Source organism: Stenotrophomonas sp. SKA14, from assembly GCF_000158575.1.
GTDB classification, from domain to species: Bacteria; Pseudomonadota; Gammaproteobacteria; order Xanthomonadales; family Xanthomonadaceae; genus Stenotrophomonas; species Stenotrophomonas forensis.
The window spans coordinates 4,826,834-4,850,703 of sequence record NZ_DS999412.1; the positions used below are offsets into that span (position 1 = coordinate 4,826,834).

Annotated in this window: 24 protein-coding genes and 1 riboswitch; of the genes, 13 read left to right on the forward strand and 11 right to left on the reverse strand. The window is 68.8% G+C overall.

Translation table 11 applies throughout. From position 1 onward, the window contains the following. The first annotated feature begins 107 nt into the window (after positions 1-107). Both SSKA14_RS22070 and SSKA14_RS22075 read left to right on the forward strand, forming a co-directional pair. Complete coding sequence (locus tag SSKA14_RS22070) at positions 108-797, forward strand: winged helix-turn-helix domain-containing protein (protein ID WP_004154050.1); 690 nt, start codon at positions 108-110, stop codon at positions 795-797. Continuing rightward, positions 794-2,140: an ATP-binding protein gene (locus SSKA14_RS22075; protein ID WP_040009020.1), complete on the forward strand. Its 1,347-nt coding sequence runs from the start codon at positions 794-796 to the stop codon at positions 2,138-2,140. The genes SSKA14_RS22070 and SSKA14_RS22075 overlap by 4 nt, the downstream gene beginning before the upstream one ends. Here SSKA14_RS22075 and SSKA14_RS22080 read toward each other — a convergent pair. Further along, a complete protein-coding gene (locus SSKA14_RS22080; RefSeq protein WP_008264971.1) occupies positions 2,137-3,606 on the reverse strand; it encodes a HAMP domain-containing sensor histidine kinase in 1,470 nt (489 codons plus the stop codon). The two genes, SSKA14_RS22075 and SSKA14_RS22080, sit on opposite strands and share 4 nt — an antisense overlap. Then, entirely contained in the window at positions 3,603-4,322 is a 720-nt protein-coding gene (locus SSKA14_RS22085; RefSeq protein WP_008267787.1) for a response regulator transcription factor, read from the reverse strand. Before SSKA14_RS22085 ends, SSKA14_RS22080 begins: the two co-directional genes overlap by 4 nt. A gap of 143 nt (positions 4,323-4,465) precedes the next feature. Here SSKA14_RS22085 and msrB point away from each other — a divergent pair, with 143 nt between their 5' ends. The 4 genes from msrB to SSKA14_RS22105 all read left to right on the forward strand — a co-directional run bounded on the left by msrB (position 4,466) and on the right by SSKA14_RS22105 (position 9,156). Continuing rightward, on the forward strand, positions 4,466-5,038 hold the full coding sequence (gene msrB, locus SSKA14_RS22090; protein ID WP_008267122.1) for a peptide-methionine (R)-S-oxide reductase MsrB: 573 nt from the start codon (positions 4,466-4,468) through the stop codon (positions 5,036-5,038). A 2-nt stretch (positions 5,039-5,040) separates the two neighbouring features. After that, positions 5,041-6,807, forward strand: a complete 1,767-nt coding sequence (locus tag SSKA14_RS22095) for a cytochrome c biogenesis protein CcdA (protein WP_008267605.1) — start codon at positions 5,041-5,043, stop codon at positions 6,805-6,807. Between the two features lie 14 nt (positions 6,808-6,821). Further along, positions 6,822-7,559 carry a peptide-methionine (S)-S-oxide reductase MsrA gene (gene msrA / locus SSKA14_RS22100; RefSeq protein WP_008267266.1) on the forward strand — a complete coding sequence of 246 codons (738 nt, stop codon included), beginning with the start codon at positions 6,822-6,824 and terminating at the stop codon, positions 7,557-7,559. Positions 7,560-7,707: 148 nt separating this feature from the next. Continuing rightward, complete coding sequence (locus tag SSKA14_RS22105; protein WP_040009023.1) at positions 7,708-9,156, forward strand: PLP-dependent aminotransferase family protein; 1,449 nt, start codon at positions 7,708-7,710, stop codon at positions 9,154-9,156. A 75-nt stretch (positions 9,157-9,231) separates the two neighbouring features. Here the strand turns inward: SSKA14_RS22105 and bioD are convergent, their stop codons facing one another. Beyond that, complete coding sequence (bioD, locus tag SSKA14_RS22110) at positions 9,232-9,915, reverse strand: dethiobiotin synthase (protein ID WP_008265173.1); 684 nt, start codon at positions 9,913-9,915, stop codon at positions 9,232-9,234. A 68-nt stretch (positions 9,916-9,983) separates the two neighbouring features. Here bioD and SSKA14_RS22115 point away from each other — a divergent pair, with 68 nt between their 5' ends. Together SSKA14_RS22115 and SSKA14_RS22120 are read left to right on the forward strand one after the other, a co-directional pair. Next, entirely contained in the window at positions 9,984-10,466 is a 483-nt protein-coding gene (locus SSKA14_RS22115; protein WP_008266832.1) for a GAF domain-containing protein, read from the forward strand. Further along, positions 10,463-10,825 carry a TfoX/Sxy family protein gene (locus tag SSKA14_RS22120; protein WP_008266140.1) on the forward strand — a complete coding sequence of 121 codons (363 nt, stop codon included), beginning with the start codon at positions 10,463-10,465 and terminating at the stop codon, positions 10,823-10,825. The genes SSKA14_RS22115 and SSKA14_RS22120 overlap by 4 nt, the downstream gene beginning before the upstream one ends. A gap of 37 nt (positions 10,826-10,862) precedes the next feature. On the opposite strand, the gene SSKA14_RS22125 is transcribed toward SSKA14_RS22120, so the two are convergent. Next, the gene (locus tag SSKA14_RS22125; RefSeq protein ID WP_008266040.1) at positions 10,863-11,441 is read right to left on the reverse strand and encodes a histidine phosphatase family protein; all 579 of its coding nucleotides are present in this window, start codon (positions 11,439-11,441) and stop codon (positions 10,863-10,865) included. Between the two features lie 142 nt (positions 11,442-11,583). Continuing rightward, positions 11,584-11,807: riboswitch (cobalamin riboswitch) on the forward strand. 115 nt (positions 11,808-11,922) lie between these two features. Here SSKA14_RS22125 and btuB point away from each other — a divergent pair. Then, complete coding sequence (btuB, locus tag SSKA14_RS22130) at positions 11,923-13,767, forward strand: TonB-dependent vitamin B12 receptor (protein ID WP_040009025.1); 1,845 nt, start codon at positions 11,923-11,925, stop codon at positions 13,765-13,767. Between the two features lie 141 nt (positions 13,768-13,908). On the opposite strand, the gene gph is transcribed toward btuB, so the two are convergent. The 3 genes from gph to SSKA14_RS22145 all read right to left on the reverse strand — a co-directional run bounded on the left by gph (position 13,909) and on the right by SSKA14_RS22145 (position 16,348). After that, positions 13,909-14,565, reverse strand: coding sequence for a phosphoglycolate phosphatase (gene gph, locus SSKA14_RS22135; protein WP_008267059.1), 657 nt, complete (start codon positions 14,563-14,565; stop codon positions 13,909-13,911). A gap of 65 nt (positions 14,566-14,630) precedes the next feature. Continuing rightward, the gene (locus tag SSKA14_RS22140) at positions 14,631-15,422 is read right to left on the reverse strand and encodes a class I SAM-dependent methyltransferase (protein WP_008267171.1); all 792 of its coding nucleotides are present in this window, start codon (positions 15,420-15,422) and stop codon (positions 14,631-14,633) included. After that, positions 15,419-16,348 (reverse strand): LysR family transcriptional regulator, encoded by a 930-nt coding sequence (locus SSKA14_RS22145; RefSeq protein WP_040009027.1) that lies wholly within the window; start codon positions 16,346-16,348, stop codon positions 15,419-15,421. The genes SSKA14_RS22140 and SSKA14_RS22145 overlap by 4 nt, the downstream gene beginning before the upstream one ends. Before the next feature lie 108 nt (positions 16,349-16,456). On the opposite strand from SSKA14_RS22145, the gene SSKA14_RS22150 reads away from it, so the two are divergent. Together SSKA14_RS22150 and SSKA14_RS22155 are read left to right on the forward strand one after the other, a co-directional pair. Then, on the forward strand, positions 16,457-17,095 hold the full coding sequence (locus SSKA14_RS22150) for an NAD(P)H-binding protein (RefSeq protein WP_008268434.1): 639 nt from the start codon (positions 16,457-16,459) through the stop codon (positions 17,093-17,095). Between the two features lie 164 nt (positions 17,096-17,259). Then, complete coding sequence (locus SSKA14_RS22155) at positions 17,260-18,174, forward strand: MBL fold metallo-hydrolase (protein ID WP_008268516.1); 915 nt, start codon at positions 17,260-17,262, stop codon at positions 18,172-18,174. A 135-nt stretch (positions 18,175-18,309) separates the two neighbouring features. On the opposite strand, the gene dinB is transcribed toward SSKA14_RS22155, so the two are convergent. Continuing rightward, positions 18,310-19,404, reverse strand: coding sequence for a DNA polymerase IV (dinB, locus tag SSKA14_RS22160; RefSeq protein ID WP_008268591.1), 1,095 nt, complete (start codon positions 19,402-19,404; stop codon positions 18,310-18,312). Between the two features lie 191 nt (positions 19,405-19,595). Between dinB and fabA the strand changes: the two genes are divergently transcribed. Beyond that, positions 19,596-20,111, forward strand: a complete 516-nt coding sequence (gene fabA / locus SSKA14_RS22165; RefSeq protein WP_008265797.1) for a 3-hydroxyacyl-[acyl-carrier-protein] dehydratase FabA — start codon at positions 19,596-19,598, stop codon at positions 20,109-20,111. Continuing rightward, positions 20,111-21,319, forward strand: coding sequence for a beta-ketoacyl-ACP synthase I (gene fabB, locus SSKA14_RS22170; RefSeq protein WP_008268699.1), 1,209 nt, complete (start codon positions 20,111-20,113; stop codon positions 21,317-21,319). The genes fabA and fabB overlap by 1 nt, the downstream gene beginning before the upstream one ends. A 58-nt stretch (positions 21,320-21,377) precedes the next feature. Here fabB and SSKA14_RS22175 read toward each other — a convergent pair whose 3' ends face one another. From SSKA14_RS22175 to SSKA14_RS22185, 3 genes are read right to left on the reverse strand one after another with little or no spacing between them, the layout of a single operon-like run. Beyond that, positions 21,378-22,061: an HAD family phosphatase gene (locus tag SSKA14_RS22175; protein WP_008266244.1), complete on the reverse strand. Its 684-nt coding sequence runs from the start codon at positions 22,059-22,061 to the stop codon at positions 21,378-21,380. Then, complete coding sequence (locus SSKA14_RS22180; RefSeq protein WP_008265578.1) at positions 22,058-22,759, reverse strand: pseudouridine synthase; 702 nt, start codon at positions 22,757-22,759, stop codon at positions 22,058-22,060. The genes SSKA14_RS22175 and SSKA14_RS22180 overlap by 4 nt, the downstream gene beginning before the upstream one ends. Continuing rightward, the gene (locus SSKA14_RS22185) at positions 22,756-23,820 is read right to left on the reverse strand and encodes a class I SAM-dependent methyltransferase (protein ID WP_008266654.1); all 1,065 of its coding nucleotides are present in this window, start codon (positions 23,818-23,820) and stop codon (positions 22,756-22,758) included. The genes SSKA14_RS22180 and SSKA14_RS22185 overlap by 4 nt, the downstream gene beginning before the upstream one ends. Between the last annotated feature and the right edge of the window lie 50 nt (positions 23,821-23,870).

Below are 23,870 nucleotides of genomic sequence, written 5' to 3' on the forward strand. Positions count from 1 at the left end.
CCCGGCTGAATGGCGCCCGCCCCCTGGACCCGGGCGGCCCGATGGCTGGGATAGCATCGCCGCGCTCGTGCCGTGGCGGTACGTTTGCGTCCACGGAGGCCTTGAAAATGCTGGATATCGTACTGGTCGAAGACGATGCCCGCCTGGGAACGATGGTCAGTGACTATCTGCAGCGGCATGGTTACCAGGTCGCCCACGAGCGCAGCGGCGAGCGCGCCGTGACCCGGATCCTGGCCGAAAAGCCGGCTCTGGTCCTGCTCGATGTCGGCCTTCCCGACCAGGATGGTTTCGAAGTGTGTCGGCAGATACGGCCCCACTATGACGGCATCATCTGCGTCCTGACCGCCCGCACCGACAACATCGACCAGGTCCTGGGGCTGGAACTGGGCGCCGATGACTACATCGGCAAGCCGATCGAACCGCGGGTGCTGCTGGCCCGCCTGCGCGCCCACCTGCGCCGCCACCGCCGGGTCGAGCCGCGTGACGGCAGCCTGCGCTTCGGCGAGCTGAACATCGACCCGTCCACCCGCAACGTGCACCTGCAGGGTGCGCTGCTGGAACTGACCACCGCCGAGTTCGACCTGCTGTTCCTGCTGGCCAGCAACGCCGGCCAGATCCTCGACCGCGACGCGCTGCTGCGTGGCCTGCGCGGGATCGCCTTCGATGGCCTGGACCGCTCGATTGATGCCCGCATCTCGCGCCTGCGCCGCAAGCTGGGCGACAACCCGGAACAACCGGAACGGATCAAGACCGTCCGCGGACGCGGCTACCTGTTCAGCCGCTCGGCATGGGGATGAAGCGCACGCCCTCGGCGATGCGCGGCCACGCCTTCCACTTCCTGCGCTATGGCATCGGCTTCCTGGTCGCCCACCTGCTGCTGATCGTGCTTGGCCTGTGGGCGTGGGATGCGCTGCTGGAAGACCGCACCGAGGCCGGCCTGCAGGCCGAGATGCGCGGCACCCATGCGCTGCTGCAGCACCGCTTCGCCGAAACCCCGCGCGAGCAGTGGCCGGCGCTGGCGCGCGAACTCGACGCCGATTTCGCCTACGCGCTGCGTATGGTGCCGCTGGCCGAGGCGGTGAAGGAGCTGCCTGCCAGCCAGCGCCCGGCGTTCAACAACGGCCGTGTGCAGATCGACCTGGAGCACATGCGCAGCCTGCAGCGGATCGGCGGCAGCGACTACGCGGTGATGCTGGGGCCGCTGGACGAAGCATTGCCGGACGAAGGATGGCAGGACAGCGAAGTCTCCGGCGTGGCGATCCTGCTGCTGATCCTGATGGTGGCGGTGGCGTTGCCGATGTACGTGATGGTCTACCGCCTGTGGCGCGACGTCTCGCAGCTGGCCCAGGCGGCGCGGCAGATGCGCGATGGCCAGTTGGACACGCGCGCGCCGCGCGCCGGTACCGCGCTGGTGCGGCCGCTGGCCAACGCCTTCAACCACATGGCCGAACAGCTGCAGCAGCTGCTGGAAAGCCAGCGCGTGCTGGCACAGGCCGTAGCACATGAAGTGCGCACACCGCTGGCGCGCATGCGTTTCGGCCTGGCCGACCTCGAGGACACCGCGCTGGATGAGCTCCAGCGCGATGCATTGGGCGGCCTGCGCACCGATGTCGATCGGCTGCAGCACCTCACCGATGCCGGCGTCGAATACGCCGCGCTCGGCCGTTGCCACCAGCTGACCCGCCAACGGCTGCAGCTGGCGACGCTGGTACGCGGCGTGATCGCCCAGTTCGCCCCCCTGCCGATGCCGGTACAGCAGATGCTGTCGCCGGTGGGCCTGGTCAACGTCAACCGGCACATGCTGGAACTGGCGCTGCGCAACCTGCTCGGCAATGCCCTGCGCTATGCGCGCCGGCAGATCCGCATCGCCAGCACGGTGGACGACGGCTGGCTGTGCCTGCAGGTGGAGGATGACGGCCCTGGCATCGCGCCGGAACTGCGCGGTCAGGTGCTGCAGCCTTACGTGCGGCTGGACCCGGGCAGCCCCGGCTTCGGGCTTGGCCTGGCGCTGGTGCAGGTAGTGGCCGACAAGCATGGCGGCCATGTCGAGGTGACCGATTCAGACCTGGGCGGCGCCTGCATCCGCCTGCACCTGCCACTGGAAACCAGCGGTGTCGTGGAAGGCGATACGGTCTGCTAGACCGCCGGTTCCGCGCGCGGCAGGGCAAACACGAACAGCGCGCCATGTTCGCTGTCACGCAGTTCGATGCGACGACCGTGCAGCTGGACGATGCGCTGCACGATCAACAGGCCCAGCCCGCCGTTCTCGCCGCGTCGCGCGCCCAGCGCAGCCGGTGCCTGGAACAGCTGCGTGCGCAGCGCTGGCGCCACGCCGGGGCCATCGTCGGCCACGCTGACCTCCACACTGTCAGGCGTTGCGCGCAGGCGTACTTCGATCCGGCCTCCCTCCGGCGCATGCCGCAACGCGTTGTCGAGCAGATTGGTCAGCACACGCTCGACCAGGCCCAGGTCGGCACGCACCAGCGGCAGGCCCGGCGGGAAATCGGCATGCAGGCGCTGGTTGCGCGCCTGCGCGGCCAGCTCGAACTTCTGCAGCACGTCCTGCAGCAGCTCCGGCAACGCGAAGACCTCCCACTCCAGGCGTACCTCGCCATGCTCCAGCCGCGCAAGCTCGAACAGCGCGCGCGCCAGCCGACCGACCTTGGCGCTCTGCGCCAGGGCGATGCCGAGGTAGCGGCGGCGTTCATCCGGTGACAGCGTGGCGTCCTTCAACGCCAGCGTTTCCAGATAGCCATGCAGCGACGACAACGGCGTACGCAGGTCATGCGAGATGTTGGCCACCAGTTCGCGCCGCTGCAGGTCCTGCTGGCGCAGCTGCTGCCATTGTTCGCCCAACCGCTGCGCCATCTGCGCGTGTGCGTGCTCAAGGATCACCAGCTCGTCGCGCTCGCCGGGGCGCAGCGGCTCCGGTGGCGGCAGTGGCGTCGGTGCATCGATGTCGAAGGCCTGGATGCGCCGCGTCAGCCGCCGCAGCGGGCGGGTCACCCAGTAGAACGCCACCAGCCCGGCCAGCAGGCCGAGGCTGCCAACCAGCATCACCGACCACCAGGTGGTGTTCCACTGGCTGCCGGCCGCGAGATCGTCGGCCAGCATCTGCCGGTGCTCGCCGACCAGCACCACATACACGTAACCCGCCTGGCGGCCCTGCACGATCAACGGCGCGGCGCTGAATACCTTGCGGCCATCGGCGCTGCGCGGATCATCACCAAGGATCGGCAGCGGCTCGCCGGCCAGCAGGTGGCGCAACGGCGCCACGTCCACCCGGTTGCGTACCAGATGACCGCTGGGCGCATCGTGGCCGAGGATGCGGCCCTGGTCGTCCAGCAGGTAGACCTCGACGCTGGGGTTGACCGCCATCAACTGGCCGAACAAGGCGCGCACCGCGGCGTCGCGCATGCCGCTGGTGTCCATCAGCTCGCTGCGCTGGGCGATGTGCTCGGCCAGGCCCAGCGATAGCCGCTGCACTACTTCCTGTTCGTGGCGGGTGTTGGCACGCATCTGCAGCGCCAGCAGCGCCATGCAGCACATCAACATCAGTGCGGCGATCACCGCCGCCAGCTTCTGCCACAGGTTCGGCCTGATCATGCCGCCGTCCCGGCCGGATCGACCAGCTTGTAGCCACGGCCCCACACCGTCAGCAGCCGCCGTGGATTGGCCGGGTCGGTTTCGATCTTGCTGCGCAGCCGGTTGATATGGGTGTTGACCGTGTGCTCGTAGCCATCGTGCTGATAGCCCCAGACCTGGTTGAGCAGTTCCATGCGCGCGAACACCTGGTCCGGATGACGGGCGAAGAACAGCAGCAGGTCGAATTCGCGCGGGGTCAGTTCCAGCGCAGTGCCCTCCACCGATGCGGTGCGTGCAACCGGGTCCAGCTGCAGCCCGCCCAGCTCGATCGCGCCGGCATCGATGCGGGCGCTCTGCGCCATCGCCTCGGCGCGGCGCAGCAGCGCGCGCACCCGTGCCACCAGTTCCGGCATCGAGAAGGGTTTGGCCAGGTAGTCGTCCGCACCCAGTTCCAGGCCGACGATGCGCTGGGTTTCGCTGCCGCGCGCGCTGATGATGATGATCGGTACGTAGCGCGCCATCGCGCGTGCGCGCTGGCACACCTGCAGGCCATCCACACCGGGCAGCATCACGTCCAGCACCAGTGCATCCCACGGGCCTTCCTGTTCGAGCAGGCGCAGGCCGGCGTCACCGCTGGCGGCGTGGGCCACGTCATAGCCTTCATCGCCCAGATGCATGCGCAGCAGGTCGGCGATGTGGGCGTCGTCTTCAACGATCAGCACGCGTTTGGTCGACATCGGCAGCTCGGGGCCAGTGGGGGGCTGCCCGCATTTTGGCGCGGGATGGTCGCCGATACCTCACGAAAAATTGAATCCTGCGTGAGGATTCGTTGACCCGGGCGGGCGCAGCATGGCCCCGTCGCCCCTTCCCGGAGTCCGCCATGACCCTCACCCGCCGCCATCTGCTGGGCCTGGGCGGTGTCGCCACCGCTGCCGGCCTGTTCGGCCTCGGCGCGTGCAGCCGCGCCGCGCCGGCCGCTGCCGAAGCGCGTCCGGCGCGACAATTCGAGGTCATGCACAGCGACGCCGACTGGCGCCAGCGCCTGACCCCGGCCCAGTACGCGGTACTGCGCCAGCAGGCCACCGAGCGGCCGTGGAGCAGCCCGCTCAACAAGGAGCACCGGCAGGGCACGTTCGCCTGTGCCGGCTGTGCGCTGCCGCTGTTCTCCTCGTCCACCAAGTTCGAGAGTGGCACCGGCTGGCCGAGCTTCTGGGCGCCGCTGCACAACGCCATCGGCGAAGACCGCGACGTCACCTTCGGCATGCTGCGGGTGGAGGTGCACTGCCGCCGCTGCGGCGGCCATCTCGGCCATGTGTTCAATGACGGCCCGCGCCCGACCGGGCTGCGCTACTGCATGAACGGTGCAGCGCTGGTGTTCGTTCCCGGTGCCGGTGATGGCACCGCCGACGGCTGGCGGGTGCCGGTCGGTTCGCCCCCTACTTCTGGAGCCTGATCATGCTGCTGTTGCTGCTTGCCTACCTGGGGGGTGCGCTGACCCTGCTCAGCCCCTGCATCCTGCCGGTGCTGCCGTTCGTGTTCGCGCGCGCCGACCGTCCCTTCGTGCGCAGCACGCTGCCGCTGCTGCTGGGCATGGCGCTCACCTTCACCGTAGTGGCCAGCCTGGCGGCGGTGGGCAGCCAATGGGTGGCGCAGGCCAACCAGGTCGGCCGCTGGATCGCGCTGGTGCTGATGGCGCTGTTTGCGCTGGCGCTGCTGTGGCCGCGACTGGCGGACCATCTGCTGGCCCCGTTCCAGCGCGTGGGTGCACGCTTGAGCGCACGCGCCGATGCAGCTGACGCCGCAGGACGCGGTGGCGCAGGGACCTCGCTGCTGATCGGCATCGCCACTGGCCTGCTGTGGGCCCCATGCGCCGGGCCGATCCTCGGCCTGGTGCTGACCGGCGCCGCCCTGCACGGCGCCAGCGTCGGCACCACTGCGCTGCTGCTGGCCTATGCACTGGGCGCGATCACCGCGCTGGCGCTGGCGGTGTGGATCGGCGGCCGGGTGTTCCGCGCGATGCAAGCGCGGCTCGGCCTCGGCGATGTCCTGCGCAAGGTGCTGGGCGTGGCCGCGCTGCTGGCCGTCGTGGCGATCGGCCTCGGTTGGGACACCGGCCTGCTGACCCGCCTGTCCACGGTCAGCACCGCGCGCATCGAGCAGAGCCTGCTGGACGCGGTACCCGGCGCACAACCGGCGGCACCGCCGATGATGATGGCCGGTGCCAACACCGGTGCCGATGCACCGCTGCCGGTGGAGGGCACCCTGCCCGCGCTGGACGGCGCCACCGGCTGGCTCAACAGCCCGCCGCTGACCGCCCAGCAGCTGCGTGGCAAGGTGGTGCTGGTCGACTTCTGGACGTACTCCTGCATCAACTGCCTGCGCGCGATGCCGTTCGTGCACGAATGGGAGCGCCGTTACCGCGACCACGGCCTGGTGGTGATCGGCGTGCACACGCCGGAGTTCGCCTTCGAGCGGGACCCGCGCAACGTGATGAAGGCGGTGCAGCAGCTGAAGGTCGAGTACCCGGTGGCGCTCGACAACCAGTACACGATCTGGCGTGCGTTCAACAACCGCTACTGGCCGGCGCAGTACTTCGTCGATGCGCAGGGCGACATCCGCGGCCACCAGTTCGGCGAGGGCAACTACGCGCGCTCGGAACAGGTGATCCGCCGGCTGCTGACCGAAGCCGGCCAGACCCACCTGCCGCCACCAGCTGATCCCGCTGCGGCCGACCTGCAGGGCGTTGCCGCACAGGCCGACATGGGCAACCTGCGCTCGCCGGAAACCTATCTGGGCCACGCCCGTGCCGAACAGTTCGCTTCGCCCGGCGGGCAACGCAGCGACACCGCGTTCGACTACACGCTGCCCACCGCCCTGGCGCTGAACCAGTGGGGCCTGTCCGGGCAGTGGACGATCACCGACGAGGCCGCGCAACTGCAGCGCGCCGGCGGGCGCATCGCCTTCCAGTTCCATGCGCGCGACCTGCACCTGGTGCTGGCACCGGGCCAGGACGGCAAGCCGGTGCGCTTCCGCGTGTGGCTGGACGGCAAGCCGCTGCCCGCCACCGATGCCGGCAGTGACGTCGGCGCCGATGGCAGTGGCGTGGTCAACGAACACCGCCTGTTCCAGCTGGTGCGCCAGCGCGGCACGGTCGGCCCGCACCGCTTCGAGATCGAATTCCTCGATGCGGGCGTGCAGGCCTATGCCTTCACCTTTGGTTGAACCGGGAGGACACGATGAAACTCTCCTTTGAACAGGGTATTGCTGCCGGTGTCGCCGGTCTTGTGGCCACGGCATTGATCGCCGGCGTGCTGCTGGTCGACCACGGCGCGATCGCCGCACCGGTCGAAGCCAACGCGCAGGCCAAGGCGCTGCCGGCACCCACCGGCGATGCGGCGTTCCGCGATGACGCCACCCACGCCAGCGTGGTGTTTGCCGGCGGCTGCTTCTGGGGCGTGCAGGGCGTGTTCCAGCACGTCAAGGGCGTGAGCAATGCGGTGTCCGGCTACATCGGTGGCAGCGCCGCCAACGCACACTATGAGCGCGTCAGCAGCGGCCAGACCGGTCACGCCGAAGCGGTGAAGATCGACTACGACCCGCGCCAGGTCAGCTACGGGCAGCTGATGCAGGTGTTCTTCTCGGTGGTGCACGACCCGACCCAGCTCAACCGCCAGGGGCCGGACCACGGCAGCCAGTACCGGTCGGCGATCTTCAGCGACGACGCGCGCCAGCAAGCCGCCAGCCGCGCCTACATCGCCCAGCTCGGCCAGGCCGGCAGCTACCGCGCACCGATCGTCACCCAGCTGGGCAGCGGCCAGCGCTTCTACCCGGCCGAGAGCTATCACCAGAACTACATGACGAACTACCCGCAGGCGGCCTACATCCGCTACTACGACGCACCGAAGCTGGCGGCGCTGGGCAGGCAGTTCCCGGCACTGTACCGGCGCGATGCGGTGCGGGTGCCGATGCGGTAACCGCCGGCAATAACCACGCAGAAAAAGACGCACGGCGATACCGCCGTGCGCTTGGGAAGTATCGGCCGCGCCCCGATCAGGCCCGTCCGACAACGACATGCTAGGCTCGCCAACGTCAGGGGTACAGCTCCAGTTGGCGGGAACTTCGATGGATACAGATGACCAGAGCGCGATGATCCCTCCCCGCTACCAGCGGCTGTCCGATGAACTGGCCGAGGCCATCCACGGCGGTCGCCTTCCCGTTGGCAGCCGCCTGCCCTCGCTGCGGCAGATGGCGCTGCAGCGCAGGCTCAGCCTGAACACCGTGATCGCGGCCTATCGCCAGCTGGAAGATGCCGGCCTGGTGATTCCACGACCCAAGGCCGGCTTCGAGGTCGCACCGCGCCTGTCGGTGCCCGAACGTTCGCTGCGCGATACGCCGTCGGCGCCCACCGCGCCGCTGCAGCAGGCGCTGATGGCCCGTGTGCTGGAGGCACAGCGCCGACCGGGCGTGATCGACCTGGCCTTCGCCGGCCCCCGTGGTCGCCAGTTCTATCCCGGGGCGCAGCTGGCCCGGCACACCGCACAGGTGCTGCGCCACGGCCAGCAGACGGTGGAAACCTATGCACGCCCGAATGGTTCGCCGCGGCTGCTGGCGCAGATCGTGCGCCGCGGCCCGCGCATGGGCCTGCACACCCACAGCGACCGCCTGCTGCTGACTCATGGAGCGATGGAAGCGCTGCAGTTGGCGCTGCGTGCCGTCACCCAGCCCGGCGATGCGGTCGGCATCGAGGCGCCCTCCTACTTCAACCTGTATCCCCTGCTGGCCACCCTCGGCCTGCAGGCCATTGAATTGCCCACCCACCCGCAGCAGGGGCTGGATGTCGATGCCCTGGAGGCGCTGCTCGAACACACATCGCTGGCCGCGCTGGTGGTGATGCCGACCGTGCACAACCCGCTGGGCTGCACCATGCCCACCTCCGCCAAGCAACGCCTGGCCGAACTGGTCAATGCACGCCAGCTGCCGCTGATCGAAGATGCGGTGTACGCCGAGCTGCAGTTCTGCGAACCGCCCGCGCCCTTGCTCAAGGCCTTTGATCGCGACGGTTGGGTGATGGTGGTCGGTGGGTTTTCCAAGACACTGGCGCCGGACTACCGCATCGGCTGGCTGGAGGGTGGCCGCTTCGCCGAGCGCATCGCGCTGCTGAAATTCCAGTCCACCGGCGGCGAACCGCAACTGCTCGGCGACGCCGTGGCGGCCTATCTGGAAGCGGGCAGCTACGAGCACCACCTGCACCGCATGCGTCGCCTGTATCGCGAGCAGGTGGGGCGGCTGCGCCAGCTGGTAGCCGAGCACTTCCCGGTCGGCACGCGCGCCACCGAGCCGCAGGGCGGATTCCTGCTGTGGCTGGAACTGCCGGGCGTGGATACGCGCGAACTGTTCGAGCGTGCGCTGCAGGAGGACATCGTGTTCATGCCCGGCCAGGTCTATTCGCGCGGCGCCCGCTACCGGCATTGCCTGCGGCTGTCGTGCTGCCAGACCCTGGATGCGCGCTTCATCGGTGCGGTGGAACGGCTGGGTGTGATCGCGCGGGAGCTGGCAGCTGCAGCACGGTAGTGCCGGCCGCTGGCCGGCAATCTCGTGATCGCCGGGTGGATGCAGTTGCCGGCCAGCGGCCGGCACTACCGAGGCTCAATCGAGCAGATGCGCCGCCAGTGCTTCGCCATTCGCCCCCGGCAGGTGCGGCAACCGTCCCCAGCACGGCATCGGCAGGCGCTGCCGCAGCGTGGCGAAGTTCTCGTCCTGGCGCTGCATCGCCGGATCGATGTGATTGCCGACCCAGCCCAGGCACGCCACACCGCTGGCCTGCAGCGACTGCGCGGTCAGCCGCGCATGATTGACGCAGCCCAGCCGCATGCCCACCGCCAGCAGCACCGGCAACTCCAGCGCGCGCACCAGGTCCAGCTGGTCCAGCGTGGCCGAGACCGGCGCCAGCCACCCCCCGACGCCCTCCACCACTACGATATCGGCCTGTGCGCGCAGGCGCGCGAACGCGGCCACGATCGGCGCCAGCTCCACCTGCACGCCATCTTCGGCAGCGGCCAGCTCCGGTGCCAGCGGCTGCCGCAGCGCATACGGGTTCAGGTCGGCATAGTCCGGTACCGGCCAGCTGGCCGCCTGCAGGGCCAGCGCGTCTTCGTTGCGCAGGCCCTGTCCCAGATCCTCGCTGCCGCTGGCCACCGGCTTCATGCCGACCGCGCGCAGGCCACGACGGCGCAGTGCGTGCAGCAGCGCGGTGCTGACCGCGGTCTTGCCGATCTCGGTATCGGTGCCGGTCACGAACAGCGCAGGTGGCAGCGTGGCGGGCAATGGCATCGATGGGCTCCAGCAGGGCAACAGAGCGTGCATTATCGCCCGCCCCGCACGCTTGCTAGACTGCGGGCATGTTCGCCAATGCCTCGCTCACCGGCAGCAAGCCGGAACAATACGCCCAGCTGCTGGAACAGGCCCGTGGCCTGGTCTACGGCGAGTCCGACCGCATCGCCAACGCGGCCAACCTCTCCGCGCTGGTCTACCACGCCCTGCCCGACCTGAACTGGGTCGGCTTCTACCTGTACGACGGCAAGGAACTGGTGGTCGGCCCGTTCCAGGGCCTGCCGGCCTGCGTGCGCATCCCGCTGGACAAGGGCGTGTGCGGCGCCGCCGCCAGCCAGCGCGTGACCCAGCGCGTGGACGACGTCGATGCCTTCCCCGGCCATATCGCCTGCGATTCGGCCTCGCGCTCGGAGCTGGTGGTGCCGCTGCTGCGCGGTGCTGAGCTGATCGGCGTGTTCGACATCGACAGCCCCAAGGTTGGCCGCTTCGATGCCGATGACCAGGCCGGGCTGGAGGCCATCGCCCGCGTGTTCGTCGAGGCCTTGGGATGAGCGCACCAAAGCTGCGCAACATCGGCCCGAAAAGTGCAGCGTGGCTGCGCCAGGTCGGCCTGCGCAGCCGCGAGGACCTGGCCGCGATCGGTGCGGTCGGTGCGTTCGTCAAGGTCAAGCGCGCGGGCTTCAAGCCCAGCCTGAACCTGCTGTACTCGCTGGAAGGCGCATTGCTGGACTGCCACTGGCAGGAACTGAGCGAGCCACAGCGCGAAGCACTGGTGCAGGATTACGAAGCACGCATCGCCGCGCACCCGCTGAAAGCGGCCGGCCCGGCCTCCGGACCGGTGCATGAGCAGCGCTTCGATGCCGACGATGACGCTGAAGACAGCGTCGCCGAGCACGCCGACGAGGATTGACGGGTCGTGCCGGCCGCTGGCCGGCACAACCCTCGGCTCAGGGCTGCTGCAGTTCCAGCAGTTCGCCCACCAGACCTGCTTCACCGCGTTCCAGCCGTACCCGCAGGCGCGTGCCATGGTCGATGCGCAACGCCCAGCACAGCGACATCGGCAGGCCGCACACCTGCGACAGCACCATGCGCAGCGGGCCACCGTGGCTGACCACCAGTGTCGGCACCGGGTCATCGTCATCAAGCAGGCGATCCAGCGCGCGTGCAATGCGCCGCTCGAAGTGGCCCCAGCTCTCACCATTCGGCGGCGGATACGCATGCGGGTCGGCATGGAACGCCGCCAACGCGTCTTCCGGCAGATCGAACAGGGACTGGCCGTCCCAATCACCGAAATCCAGTTCCTCCCACTCTTCGTCCGCCTCCACATCCAGGCCGCGCGCCGTGGCCAGCGCCATCGCCGTGTGCAGCGAGCGCAGCCGCGGCGAACTGATGACCCGCTCCCACGGCTGCAAGGCGTAGGCGTCGACCAGTTCCTGTGGCAGCGGAGCCAACTGCGATGGATCGGTGCGGCCATCGAGGAACTCATCGCGACCGTTGCCGGCATGGCGGACCAGGTCGAGGATCATGCGTGCGTCCCGTACAGGCAACGCGGGAACAGCGGAAAACAGGCGGACATCGGCAACGGCACCACGGGATCTGAGGGGCCATTCTAAGGGCACGACGAAGGCAGTCGAGCAAGCTCGACTCTACGGCTGCCGGGGATGGCGTAGACTGCGCGCACTTCCAGGTGACCTGCGGCCTTGGCCGGCAGGTTGAAACGGGAAGCCGGTGACGCGTGATTCCACGCCAGGCCGGCGCTGCCCCCGCAACGGTAAGCACGTCAGTTCCAGGCAACAACGCCACTGTGCCGCAGGCATGGGAAGGCGCCTGGACGGTGGCCTCGCGCCACCCGGCGGCAAGCCCGGAGACCGGCCCGGAAGCCTCAGGTCGCGATGCGGTGGGCATGGCGCTGGATGAGCACGGCGTCGGCCGTGGCATCGGCGCGTGCCTGGCTTCGCGACTCCTCCCCTTCGCTGCGCGGGCGTGCGTGGCACCTGGAGTCCCCCGATGAAGCTGCAGACCCGAATGCTCACCCTGGCCGTGCTGGCCACACTGCCGGCGCTGGCGCAGGCCGCCGATGACACCACCGCGCTCGACCAGGTGCTGGTTACCGCCACCCGCACGCCGATCGCCCTGCAGGACAGCATCGCGCCGGCCCAGGTGATCGACCGCGTGCAGATCGAATCCAGCCAGGCCACCTCGCTGCAGGAACTGTTGCGCGGCCGCGCCGGCATCAACCTGACCAACAGCGGCGGCCTTGGCAAGCAGAGCTCGCTGTTCCTGCGCGGCACCAACTCCGGCCACACCGTGGTGCTGGTCGATGGCGTGCGCATCAACAGCGCCGACCTCGGCCTGGCCATGTACCAGGATCTGCCGCTGGCGCAGATCGAGCGCGTGGAGATCGTGCGTGGACCGCAGTCCAGCCTGTACGGCGCCGATGCCATCGGTGGCGTGATCCAGATCTTCACCCGCCGCAATGCCGGTGACTTTGCCCCGCACTTCCAGCTCGGCGGTGGCAGCAACGGCCTGCGCCAGGCCAGCGGTGGCATTGGTGGCGGCACCGAACGCGGCTGGTTTGGCGCCGACATCGCCTACCAGCATTCCGATGGCATCGACGCCTGCCGCGGCTCTTCCTCGGTGTTCACTGCCGGCTGCTTTGCCGACGAACACGACCGCGACGGCTACCGCAACCTGTCCAAGAGCCTGCGCGGCGGCTACACCTTCAACGACCAGTGGAACGTGGAAGGCAGCGCGCTGCGTGCCGATGGCAGGAACCACTACGACGGCTATTACAACTACTCGGAAACCCGCCAGCAGGTGCTGGCCGGCAAGGTGCGCTACACCCCGTCCGAGCGCCTGGAGTTCACCGCCAACGTCGGCCGCAGCGACAACGAGTCGGACAACTTCGGCGACTTCGGCGCACGCGGCAGCGCACAGACCCACCGCGACAGTGCCTCGCTGCAGGGTGACTTCACCTTGGCCGAAGGCCAGCTGCTGAGCGCCGGCGTGGACTGGAGCGAAGACAACCTGGATGGCAGCAGCGCGGGCTACCTCGTTGACAGCCGCCGCAACACCGGTGTGTTCGTGCAGTACCAGGGCCGCTTCGGCCGCCACCAGCTGCAGGCCAGCGCGCGCAACGACGACAACCAGCAATTCGGCAACCATGCCACCGGCAGCCTTGGCTGGGCGATGCAGCTGGAGCACGGCCTGCGCGTCAACGCCAGCTACGGCACCGCCTTCAAGGCACCGACCTTCAGCGACCTGTACGACCCGTGGAGCGGCGTGCCGACGTTGAAGCCGGAGAAGTCCAAGAGCGCCAACCTGGGCGTTTCACAGCAGGGCCAGGGCTGGCATTGGGGCCTGGACGTCTATGAGACCCGCATCGATGACCTGATCACCTACGATGCGTCCACGATGAAAATGCAGCAGGTCGAGAAGGCGCGCATCCGTGGCGCCGAACTGACCGGTGGCGTGCTGCTGGCCGGTTTCGATATCAACGCGCAGCTGAGCTACACCGACCCGCGCAACCGCACCCGCGGCAACACCCAGTTCGACAACTGGCTGCCGCGCCGCGCGCAGCAGACCGCGCGCCTGGACATTGATCGCCGCTTCGGCGACGTCCGCGCCGGACTGACCGTGCAGGGCGCGGGCAAGCGCTATGACAACGCCGGCAACTCGGTGAAGGTCGGCGGCTACGGCACGCTGGACCTGCGCGCCGAGTACGCGCTGACGCCGGAGTGGTCGCTGCTGGCACGTGCCGCCAACGTGTTCGATCGCCGCTACGAGACCGTGGCGTGGTACAACCAGCCCGGCCGTGAGTACCAGCTGAGCGTGCGTTACCAGCCGAAATGACCGCAACGGTCATGCTGGTGCCGGCCGCTGGCCGGCAGCACCATGACCTTCGGCAGAGCGCCCCGGGTTGCCGGCCAGCGGCCGGCACTACCCGTTGCGTCGGTCCGGGTTACCGGCCGGCGATCAGGGATGTCCGTTGCATCAGCGCTGCAACCCCGGCAACTCACGCAGGTCGTCGATCACGGCCACCGCATGTGCGGTGGCCAGATCCAGGCCACGCGGATAGCCATAGCGCACCAGCGCGATCGGCATGCCGGCCTCTTCGGCGGCGCGGTAGTCGGTCAGCGAATCACCGACCATCAGGCAGGCGTCTACCGGCAGCCCGAAGTGCGCAGCGATATGCCGCAGCGGCTCACCGCTGGGCTTGCGCTGCGGCAGCGAGTCGCCGCCCAGTATCAGCGCGAACGCGTCGCCGATGCCCAGGTGCTGCAGCAGCGGAGGCACCAGCGCTTCGGGCTTGTTGGTGCAGATCGCCAGCGGTACGTTGCGCGCACGCAGCTGTGCCAACGCCTCGGCCACGCCATCGAACAGGCGTGGGCTGCGCAGCAGGCATTCCCGGTAGTGCACCATGAACACCGGCATCACCGCGGCCAGATCGACCTCGCGGCCGGCAGCATGCACGGCCTGCTCCACCAGGCGACGCACACCATCCCCGATCCAGCCCAGCACCGTGGTTTCCGGCACGCGCGCGACACCGATGTCTTCCAGCGTGCGGTTCAGTGCTTCGGCGATATCGGCCGCGCTGTCGACCAGCGTGCCATCGAGGTCGAACACGACCAGCGGATAGGGATACGACAAGGGACGGCACCTGTGCGACGTGGGGCCTTCCATTGTACGTCGGCCTGTTTTTTTGCAGGCCCGCCTCAGCCGATCCTGCGCGCGCGGGTGGCCAGGAACGTGGGCAGATAGCGGTCGATCAGGAAGCGCGGCTGCGGCTGCCAGTCTTCCATGAAACGATCGATGACGAAGCCGGCGTCGAGCTGGCCGCCGATGAGTTCGGTCAGGCTGTGGCCGAAGGTGAGCGCATCGCCGCGCGCCAGCTTCGCCTCGCGCTCGGCCGGCGCCAGGTCTTCCAGGTCCGAATAGGGAATGGCGTACTGCGGCCGGATCAAGCCCTGCGCATCCAGCTGAGGATCACGTGCGCTGACGAACAGCACGGGGTTGTAGAAGCTGGCCATCAGCATGCCGTCGCGTGCCAGCACGCGGCGGCATTCGGTCCATACCGGGCGCACGTCGGGCACGTACAGGTTGGAGATCGGATGGAACACCACGTCGAAGCTGTCGTTGGCGAACACGTGCAGGTCGCGCATGTCACCCTGCACCGTACGCAGCTGCAGGCCATCGCGCGCTGCGACCCGGCGGTCCTGCTCCAGCTGCCCGTCGGACAGGTCGAACACGGTGACATCAGCGCCGGCCGCGGCCAGCACCGGCGCCTGCTGCCCACCACCCGAAGCCAGGCACAGGATGCGACGGCCGCGCACATCGCCCAGCCAGTCCAGCGGCAGCGCGCGTGGGGTCAGATGCACCTGCCAGCGGCCCTCGCGTGCGGCTGCAACCGTTGCGCCATCCACCGGGCGCGACCACTCGCGCACCTCGCTGGCCTGGCGGTCCCAGGCAGCACGGTTGTGGTCGATCAAAGCCTGTCCATGGTTCATGTGTTCTCCTTGCGCGGTGGGCGCCAATCCAGATCCTGGAAGGCCGGGCTGGCGAAACACTCGGCCAGGTAGTCCAGGAATCGCCGCATGATAGCGGGCTGCTGGCGCCGTGATGCGTACACGGCATGAATGCCGAGTTCGTCCAGGCCGAATTCGGGCAGCAGTTCAATCAATTCGCCACTGCGCAGCAGCGGCGCCACCTGGTAGGTCGGCAGCATCGCGATGCCGGCGCCGGCGCGCACCGCCTCCAGCAGCAGCGAGGCTTCATTGGCGCTGATGTTGCCGCCCACCGCCACCGACAACGAACGTCCGTCGCGGTGCAGCTGCCACAGGCTCTTGCCGACGTAGTGGTGGGTCAGGCAGTTGTGCGCGGCCAGGTGCTCGGGGGCGGTCGGCGTGCCGTGCGCCTGCAGGTAGGAGGGCGTCGCGCACAGCACCGAGCGGCAGGTGGCCAGCCGCCGCGCGATCAGGCTGGGGTCGATCTGGCGCGCGATGCGCACCGCCAGGTCCACCCGCTCCTCCACCAGGTTCACCGTGCGATCGACCAGCAGCAGCTCGATGCGCGCCGCCGGGTGGCGTGCGACGAAACCGGCCACTGCACGCGCCAGATGGCTCTGCCCGAACGACACGCTGGCGGTCACCCGCAGCGTGCCGTGCGGCTCGGGATCATCGCTGGCCAGCTCGCCCTGCAGCGCCTCGCCGATCTCCAGCATCTGCCGGAAGCGCGCCAGCGCCGCCTCGCCGGGACCGGTCAGGCTGACCCGGCGGGTGGTCCGGTGCAGCAGGCGCGCACCCAGCCAACCCTCAACCTCGGCCAGGTAACGGGTGACCATCGCCCGTGACATGTCCAGCACCTCGGCGGCGGCGGTGAGGCTGCCGCGCTCGGCCACCTCGACGAACACGGTCATGGCGGTCAATCGGTCCATATGCTCGATCCATGCAACAAACAAGCGCGTTATACGCTGTTTTTCGATCGACTGCAGCGGCCTAGAGTGGCCCCATTCCCACCCCACACCGCCCCACGGAGTCCTGCCATGAAGATCGCCCTCGTTGGTTCCACCGGCAATATCGGCCGCCAGATCGCCCGCCACGCGCTGGCCCACGGCCACGAACTCACCGTCATCGTGCGCAGCGCGCAGGATCTTCCGGCCGAGCTGGCCGGCGCCCATCCGGTGATCGCTTCGCTGGATGACCCGGATGCGCTGGTTGCCGCCATCGCCGGCCACGACGTGCTGGCCAGCGCCTATGGCCCGCGTCCGGGCGATGACATCGGCCGCGTCGGCGAGGTGGCCGCACAACTGGCCGTCGCTGCGCGCAAGGCCGGCGTGCCGCGCCTGGTGGTGGTCGGCGGCGCCGGCAGCCTGGAAGTCGCCCCCGGCGTGCAGCTGGTGGATACCCCGAACTTCCCAGAGGCCTACAAGCCGTACGCGCTGGCCCACCGCGAAGCCTTCAAGCGCCTGCAGGCGGTGGAGGACCTGGACTGGACCTTCTTCTCGCCGGCCGCCGAAATCGGCCCGGGCGAAGAGCGTGGCCAGTACCGCGTGCAGCCCAAGGCGTTCCTCGCCGATGCCAGCGGTCACAGCCGCATCAGCTACGCCGACTATGGCGCAGCCTTCGTCGCCGAGCTGGAAGCGCATAAGTACCCGAAGCAGATCATCACTGCGGCGTATTGATCGACGTGCCCGCACTGTAAAGCCGAAGGCAACGGCAGGAGCCGTTGCCAGCGTCGCTTGCGACGGCCCGCAGGGGTCTGGGCAAGGACGCCCGGCATAGCCCGCGCTCGGCCTTGCGCGACCCTGCAGCCGGGCATGACCCGGCCCTACACAAGGAACTCCCCATGCGCACCGCTGCCCTGCTGCTTCCCCTCGCCCTGGCGTCCAGCTTCGCCAGCGCTCCATTGCTGGCTGCACCGGCCTCCTCCCCGGCGGCGACCACGGCGACGAGAACCCAGCTGCACCTGCAGACCTTCCATCCCGGCCCGCAGGCCATGTTCTCGGTGTCCTCGGTGCTGATCGAAGGCCACCATGACGCGATCCTGGTCGATGCGCAGTTCGGCGCCAGCGACGCGCGCAGGCTGGTCGAACTGATCCGCGCCAGCGGCAAGCAGCTGACCACGATCTACATCAGCCACGGCGACCCGGACTATTACTTCGGCCTGGCCACGCTGCAGGATGCGTTCCCGCAGGCGCGCATCGTCGCCACCGCGCAGACCGTTGCCCACATCCAGCAGACCCAGGCCGGCAAGCTGGCCTACTGGGGGCCGAAGATGGGGGCCGATGTACCCGCGCGCATCGTGGTGCCACAGGTGCTGGAGGGGGACGCGCTGCAGCTGGAAGGCCAGCGCCTGCCGCTGATCGGCGTGGATGGCCCGACCCCGGACCGCAGCGTGCTGTGGGTGCCGTCCCTGCGCGCAATCGTCGGTGGCATTCCGGTGGTGGCGGGCGAGCATGTGTGGATGGCCGACACGCAGACGCCGAAGTCGCACACCGACTGGCTGCAGACCCTGCAGCGGCTGCAGGCGTTGAAGCCGAAGGTGGTGGTGCCGGGGCACTACGCCCCCGGTGCGGCGCTGGATGCCAGTGCCCTGCGCTTCACCGCGGATTACATCCGCGCCTTCGATGCCGAGACGGCAAAGGCCAGGGACAGTGCGGCGCTGGTGAAGGCGATGCAGGCGCGTTACCCGAAGCTGGCCGGGGTGGAGTCGCTGGAGCTGAGTGCGAAAGTGGCCAAGGGCGAGATGCAGTGGCCATGAGGTAGGGGGTTTTCTTTTGCAGGGCTGCGCCCTGCACCTGCCGAAGCAACGTCAACGTCAAAAGCTGAGGTTTCGTGGGTTGGCGGGGTGGCATGACCCGCTCTTGGTGGGTGTCGACCTTGGTCGACATGAAGATCAGCCAGGTGCGGAACCGTTCGGTCCGTGCTCGAACAATTCGCCCTGCACCACCGGCTCCTTTTCGCGGAAACCGCCCAGGCCCACACCCACCAGGCGGTAGCGGGTTTCGGCCGGCAGGTCGACGCGGGCGCGCAGGGCCAGGGCGATGTCGCGCAGTTCTTCCATCGAGTCCGGGGGCCGGTCGGGGGTGAAGCTGCGGGTAAGGATGCGGAACTGGGCGGTCTTCAACTTCAGCACCACGGTGTGGCCAACGCGCTCGGTCTTGCGGGTGGCATTCCAGGTCTTCTCCGCCAGCTGCACGATCGCCTCGCTCAGGTCCTCCAGCAGCAGGTCTTCGGCGAAAGTGTCCTCCGAAGAAATCGACTGCACCTGCTGGTCGGCCTCCACCGGCCGCTCGTCCACACCGCGTGCGCGGTTGTACAGGCTGCGGCCGAAGCTGCCGAATGCCTCTTCCAGATCGATCAGTGCCCATTGCCGCAGGTCGCCACAGGTGACGATGCCGCGCGCGGCCAGCTTGCCTTCCATCACCTTGCCCACGCCGGGCACCCGGTTCACCGGCAGCGGCGTAAGGAACGCTTCCACGCGCTGCGGTGGAATCACGAACTGGCCGTCCGGCTTGCGCCAGTCCGAAGCGATCTTGGCCAGGAACTTGTTCGGCGCGATCCCGGCGGAAGCGGTCAGCTGGGTTTCTTCACGGATCTGCTCGCGGATGGTGCGGGCGATATCGGTGGCCAGTTCGATGCCGCTCTTCGGCTCGGTCACATCCAGATAGGCCTCGTCCAATGACAGCGGCTCGACCAGATCGGTATGCCGCAGGAAGATCTCGCGCACCTGGCGTGACACCGCCTTGTAACGTGCGAAGTCCGGCGGCACGAAGATCGCATCCGGACACAGGCGTTCGGCACGCAGCGCCGGCATCGCCGAGCGCACGCCGAACACGCGGGCCTCGTACGAGGCCGCGCACACCACCGAGCGGGCGCCGCGCCATGCCACGACCACCGGCTTGCCACGCAGTGACGGATCGTCGCGCTGCTCCACCGACGCGTAGAAGGCGTCCATGTCGACGTGGATGATCTTGCGCAGTGCGTTCATGGTTGGCCGACATCATACCCGCACCGTACCGGTCCAGACGGCGAAGTATGGTCGTTGTGCATCAACGGGATGCGCGATCTGGAGGGAAAACACTACGCACGCGTACGGTGCGGCGGTTTGATTCCCGCTGCAACCGTCGTGCATCCTCGGCGGATTGTTGCCTCGTTTTCGCTTCCAGGATTGCGCTTTCCATGACTCGTCTCCACGCGTTCAACCGCGACCAGCTGCTGGCCAGCGCACGCGGTGAACTGTTCGGCGCCGCCGCCGGCCGTCTGCCCAACGATCCGATGCTGATGTTCGACCGCATCACCGAAATCCACGAGGACGGCGGACCGCATGGCAAAGGCATGGTGCGCGCCGAACTGGATATCCGCCCGGACCTGTGGTTCTTCGGCTGCCATTTCATCGGCGACCCGGTGATGCCCGGCTGCCTGGGCCTGGATGCCATGTGGCAGCTGACCGGCTTCTTCCTGACCTGGCTGGGCGCGCCCGGCAAGGGCCGCGCGCTGGGCTGCGGTGAAGTGAAGTTCACCGGCCAGGTGCTGCCGGATGCCAAGCTCGTGCGCTACGAGATCGACATCAGCCGGGTCATCAACCGCAAGCTGGTAATGGCTCAGTCGGACTCCCGCATGTACGTGGATGACCGCGAAATCTACAGCGCGCGCGACCTGCGCGTCGGCCTGTTCACTGAAACCGGGAGCTTCTGATGCGTCGCGTCGTCATCACCGGCATGGGCATCACGTCCTGCCTCGGCAATGATCTGGATACCGTTTCGGCCGCGCTGCGCGAAGGCCGCTCGGGCATCACCACGCTGGCCGACCACGCCGAAGCCGGGCTGCGCAGCCAGGTCGGCGGCCGTGTCGACCTCGACCTGGACGCGCTGATCGACCGCAAGCAGAAGCGCTTCATGAGCGATGCGGCGGCCTTTGCCTACCTGTCCATGCGCGATGCCATCGCCGATGCCGGGCTCAGCCCCGAGCAGGTCAGCAACCTGCGCACCGGCCTGATCGCCGGTTCCGGTGGCGGCTCCAGCGAATGGCAGATCGGCGCGGTCGACCTGCTGCGCGAACGTGGCGTGCGCAAGGTCGGCCCGTACATGGTGCCGCGCACGATGTGCTCGACGGTCTCGGCCTGCCTGGCCACCGCCTACCAGATCAAGGGCGTCAGCTACTCGCTGTCGGCCGCCTGCGCGACCTCGGCGCACTGCATCGGCGCGGCCGCGGACATGATCCGCCACGGCGCGCAGGACATTATGTTCGCCGGTGGCGGCGAAGACCTGCACTGGTCGATGAGCGTGATGTTCGATGCGATGGGCGCGCTGTCAACCAGCTTCAACGAAACCCCGGCCAGCGCCTCGCGCCCGTACGACAAGGACCGCGACGGCTTCGTCATCGCCGGTGGCGGCGGCATGCTGGTGCTGGAGGATTACGACCACGCCGTCGCGCGCGGTGCGCACATCCATGCCGAACTGATCGGCTACGGCGTGACCTCGGACGGTGCCGACATGGTGGCGCCGTCCGGCGAAGGCGCCGTGCGCTGCATGAAGATGGCACTGCAGGGCATCGATCGCCCGCTGGACTACCTCAACACCCACGGCACTTCGACCCCGCTGGGTGACGTCACCGAGCTCAACGCGATCCGCGAAGTGTTCGGCGATGCGGTGCCGCCGCTGTCCTCGACCAAGGCACTGTCCGGCCATTCGCTGGGCGCGGCCAGCGTGCACGAGGCGATCTACTGCCTGCTGATGATGCGCGACGGTTTCGTTGCCGGTTCGGCCAACATCGCCGAGCTGGACCCGAAGGTGGAGAGCTTCCCGATCCTGCGCGAAAGCCGCGAGCAGAGGCTGGATACGGTGATGTCCAACAGCTTCGGCTTCGGTGGCACCAACGCCGCGCTGGTGTTCGGGCGGGTGTAAGGGGAAGGTGTGCCGACCAACGGTCGGCACCCACCGTCAGGGGCGGTTGGCACCCACCTTATTTCGGCAGCAGCGGCAGCAGCAGTGCGTGCGCGTCCACCAGCGAGCCGACGATGCGATGGCCGAGCGCGCGCAGTTCTTCGTCAGGATGCACCAGGTCCGGCACCTGGATCACGGTCATGCCGGCCGCCAATGCGGCGCGCGTACCAGCCGGTGAATCCTCCAGCGCCAGGCAGCGCTCCGGTGCCTGGCCCAGCCGCTGCGCGGCCAACAGGTAGATGTCCGGCGCCGGCTTCGGCCGCGCAACGTCGCCACTGGTGATCACCGCATCGAAGTACGGCAGCAGGCCGGCCGCGGCCAGCTTGCGGTTGGCGCGCGGCTGCCGCGTGGTGGTCGCCACCGCGCGCGGAATCGCGTGCGCCTTCAGCAGTTCCAGCAGCTCCAGGATGCCCGGCCGCAGCGGCAGGCCCGTCTGCGTGCGTGCTTCATACAGGTCATGGCAGCGTGCCGCCACCGCCTCGATCACGCTGTCTTCGATGCCCTGCGCGCGCAGCAGTGCGTGCGTGTCACGGTCACCGAGGCCGACCATGCGCAGGAACACCGCTTCGTCCAGGCCCAGCCCGAATTCGTCGGCGGCCTCGCTCCAGCAGGCCAGCGCGACCCGCTCGCTGTCGATCATCAGGCCGTCCATGTCGAAGATGACGGCGTCGGGCAGGAACGGCAGCGCAGCGAGGGTGGTCATGGAGCGAACAACGTATCCAGGTCGGTGGAGGTGAGCTGCCGCCATTGCCCTTCGTCCAGCCCCTGCAGGTCCAGCCCGCCAACGCGGCTGCGGTGCAGGGCCTGCACGTGGTTGCCGGTGGCGGCGAACATGCGGCGTACCTGATGGTAGCGGCCTTCGTGCAGCACCAGGCGCGCGCGGCGCGCATCCAGCACCTCGAGTTCAGCCGGCAGCAGGGGCGTCTTCTCGGACTCCAGCATCAGCGTGCCGCTGGCGAACAGGGCCACTTCATCGCCGCGCAGGTCCTCGCTCAACTCGACCTCGTAGACCTTGGGCAGCTTCGACTTCGGCGAGATGATCCGGTGCAGCAGGCCACCATCGTCGGTCAGCAGCAGCAGGCCACTGGTCTCGCGGTCGAGGCGTCCGACTGTGGACAGCACCGGGTCGCGGTCGCGGAAGCGCGGCGGCAGCAGGTCGTAGATCAGGCGGCCGGTGTCCTTGGTCGAACAGGTGTAGCCGGCCGGCTTGTGCAGCGCGATCGACAGCCCCACCGGCGGATCCAGCGGCTCGCCGTCAACGCGGATGGCCTCGTGCGGCACCTGGTCGTCGGCATACAGCACCTCTCCGTCGGCATCGGTCACGCGGCCTTCGCGGAACATCCACTGCACCTGCTTGCGGCTGCCATAGCCCAGGTTGGCGATGTGCTTGACCAGTTTCATCGGCCCTTCCCCTTCACCGCTTCAACCAGCTTGAAACCGTCGCGCTCGGCAACCACGCGCACCGCGCCGAAGCTGTCGTTGAGGGTGTGCTCGTACGGCAGGTGGCGGTTGGCCACCACATACAGCCGCCCGCCCGGGCGCAGCGCCTGCGCGGCCACGGCGATGAAGCGCTGGCCGATGTCCGGGCGGTCGGCACGCGAGGGGGTATGGAACGGCGGGTTGCTGATGATGACGTCGTAGCCCGGCTCGATGCCGGCGGTGACGTCACGCCACAGAAAACGCAGCGGCAGCGGGCGCGGCGGCGGCGCCAGGTTCAGTTCGGCCAGGGCCAGCGCGCGCTGCTCGGCCTCGTACAGGTCCAGCGCGGTGATCTTCGGGCAGCGCTCCAGCAGCTCGCGCGACAGGTAGCCGTAGCCGGCACCGAGATCGGCGGCACGCCCGGCCAGGTCGGCCGGCAGGTGCTCGGCCAGCAATGCCGAGGCCGGATCGATGCGGTCCCAGGCGAACACGCCCGGGCGGCTGAGGAAACGGCCGCCGACGATCGGGCGCACCGCATCCAGCGCCGACCAGCGCCTGGCCAGGTCGGCATCGTGCTGGCCCTGCATCGGCGCGGTCCAGTACACGCGGCAGTGGTTCTTGGTCAGGCTGCCGCCGAGGCCGGTCAGCTGCTTGAGGTCGCCCTCGCCGGAGCGTGCGCCTTCGTTGTTGGACTGGCAGGCCACGATGCGACCGCCGTCGGCCACCAGCGCCAGCGCGCGGGCAAACAGCGCACGGGCCTCTTCGCGCTGGCGCGGTGGCAGCACCAGCACCAGCGGGTAGCGGCCCTTGCCGGCCACGTCATCCAGCTGGCCACTGACGGTCCAGCCGGCGGCCTGCTGCAGCGGCTGCGCGAACGGGGCGAAGCTCTGCTCGCAGTGCACCTCGCGGTTGCCCGCCGCTTCGCGCAGCGGCCAGCCGTCGCGGGCACGCAGGAAGGCCACCGGGCCCTCCGGCCAGCGCAGGGCACCTTGGGAGAACGGCAGGAACAGGGTCTGCAGGGGGGCGTCGTCGCTGGAGGCCATCGGCGCGGGTACTTCAAGCGTGAGGGCCGTCCATTGTACCGGCTTGGCCG

What these genes read in the sequence shown, in the direction of transcription:
- SSKA14_RS22070 (WP_004154050.1), top strand. Translation starts at nt 108, where the DNA reads ATGCTGGATATCGTACTGGTCGAAGACGATGCCCGCCTGGGAACGATG.
- SSKA14_RS22075 (WP_040009020.1), top strand. Translation starts at nt 794, where the DNA reads ATGAAGCGCACGCCCTCGGCGATGCGCGGCCACGCCTTCCACTTCCTG.
- SSKA14_RS22080 (WP_008264971.1), bottom strand. Translation starts at nt 3,606, where the DNA reads ATGATCAGGCCGAACCTGTGGCAGAAGCTGGCGGCGGTGATCGCCGCA.
- SSKA14_RS22085 (WP_008267787.1), bottom strand. Translation starts at nt 4,322, where the DNA reads ATGTCGACCAAACGCGTGCTGATCGTTGAAGACGACGCCCACATCGCC.
- msrB (WP_008267122.1), top strand. Translation starts at nt 4,466, where the DNA reads ATGACCCTCACCCGCCGCCATCTGCTGGGCCTGGGCGGTGTCGCCACC.
- SSKA14_RS22095 (WP_008267605.1), top strand. Translation starts at nt 5,041, where the DNA reads ATGCTGCTGTTGCTGCTTGCCTACCTGGGGGGTGCGCTGACCCTGCTC.
- msrA (WP_008267266.1), top strand. Translation starts at nt 6,822, where the DNA reads ATGAAACTCTCCTTTGAACAGGGTATTGCTGCCGGTGTCGCCGGTCTT.
- SSKA14_RS22105 (WP_040009023.1), top strand. Translation starts at nt 7,708, where the DNA reads ATGGATACAGATGACCAGAGCGCGATGATCCCTCCCCGCTACCAGCGG.
- bioD (WP_008265173.1), bottom strand. Translation starts at nt 9,915, where the DNA reads ATGCCATTGCCCGCCACGCTGCCACCTGCGCTGTTCGTGACCGGCACC.
- SSKA14_RS22115 (WP_008266832.1), top strand. Translation starts at nt 9,984, where the DNA reads ATGTTCGCCAATGCCTCGCTCACCGGCAGCAAGCCGGAACAATACGCC.
- SSKA14_RS22120 (WP_008266140.1), top strand. Translation starts at nt 10,463, where the DNA reads ATGAGCGCACCAAAGCTGCGCAACATCGGCCCGAAAAGTGCAGCGTGG.
- SSKA14_RS22125 (WP_008266040.1), bottom strand. Translation starts at nt 11,441, where the DNA reads ATGATCCTCGACCTGGTCCGCCATGCCGGCAACGGTCGCGATGAGTTC.
- btuB (WP_040009025.1), top strand. Translation starts at nt 11,923, where the DNA reads ATGAAGCTGCAGACCCGAATGCTCACCCTGGCCGTGCTGGCCACACTG.
- SSKA14_RS22140 (WP_008267171.1), bottom strand. Translation starts at nt 15,422, where the DNA reads ATGAACCATGGACAGGCTTTGATCGACCACAACCGTGCTGCCTGGGAC.
- SSKA14_RS22145 (WP_040009027.1), bottom strand. Translation starts at nt 16,348, where the DNA reads ATGGACCGATTGACCGCCATGACCGTGTTCGTCGAGGTGGCCGAGCGC.
- SSKA14_RS22150 (WP_008268434.1), top strand. Translation starts at nt 16,457, where the DNA reads ATGAAGATCGCCCTCGTTGGTTCCACCGGCAATATCGGCCGCCAGATC.
- SSKA14_RS22155 (WP_008268516.1), top strand. Translation starts at nt 17,260, where the DNA reads ATGCGCACCGCTGCCCTGCTGCTTCCCCTCGCCCTGGCGTCCAGCTTC.
- dinB (WP_008268591.1), bottom strand. Translation starts at nt 19,404, where the DNA reads ATGAACGCACTGCGCAAGATCATCCACGTCGACATGGACGCCTTCTAC.
- fabA (WP_008265797.1), top strand. Translation starts at nt 19,596, where the DNA reads ATGACTCGTCTCCACGCGTTCAACCGCGACCAGCTGCTGGCCAGCGCA.
- fabB (WP_008268699.1), top strand. Translation starts at nt 20,111, where the DNA reads ATGCGTCGCGTCGTCATCACCGGCATGGGCATCACGTCCTGCCTCGGC.
- SSKA14_RS22175 (WP_008266244.1), bottom strand. Translation starts at nt 22,061, where the DNA reads ATGACCACCCTCGCTGCGCTGCCGTTCCTGCCCGACGCCGTCATCTTC.
- SSKA14_RS22180 (WP_008265578.1), bottom strand. Translation starts at nt 22,759, where the DNA reads ATGAAACTGGTCAAGCACATCGCCAACCTGGGCTATGGCAGCCGCAAG.
- SSKA14_RS22185 (WP_008266654.1), bottom strand. Translation starts at nt 23,820, where the DNA reads ATGGCCTCCAGCGACGACGCCCCCCTGCAGACCCTGTTCCTGCCGTTC.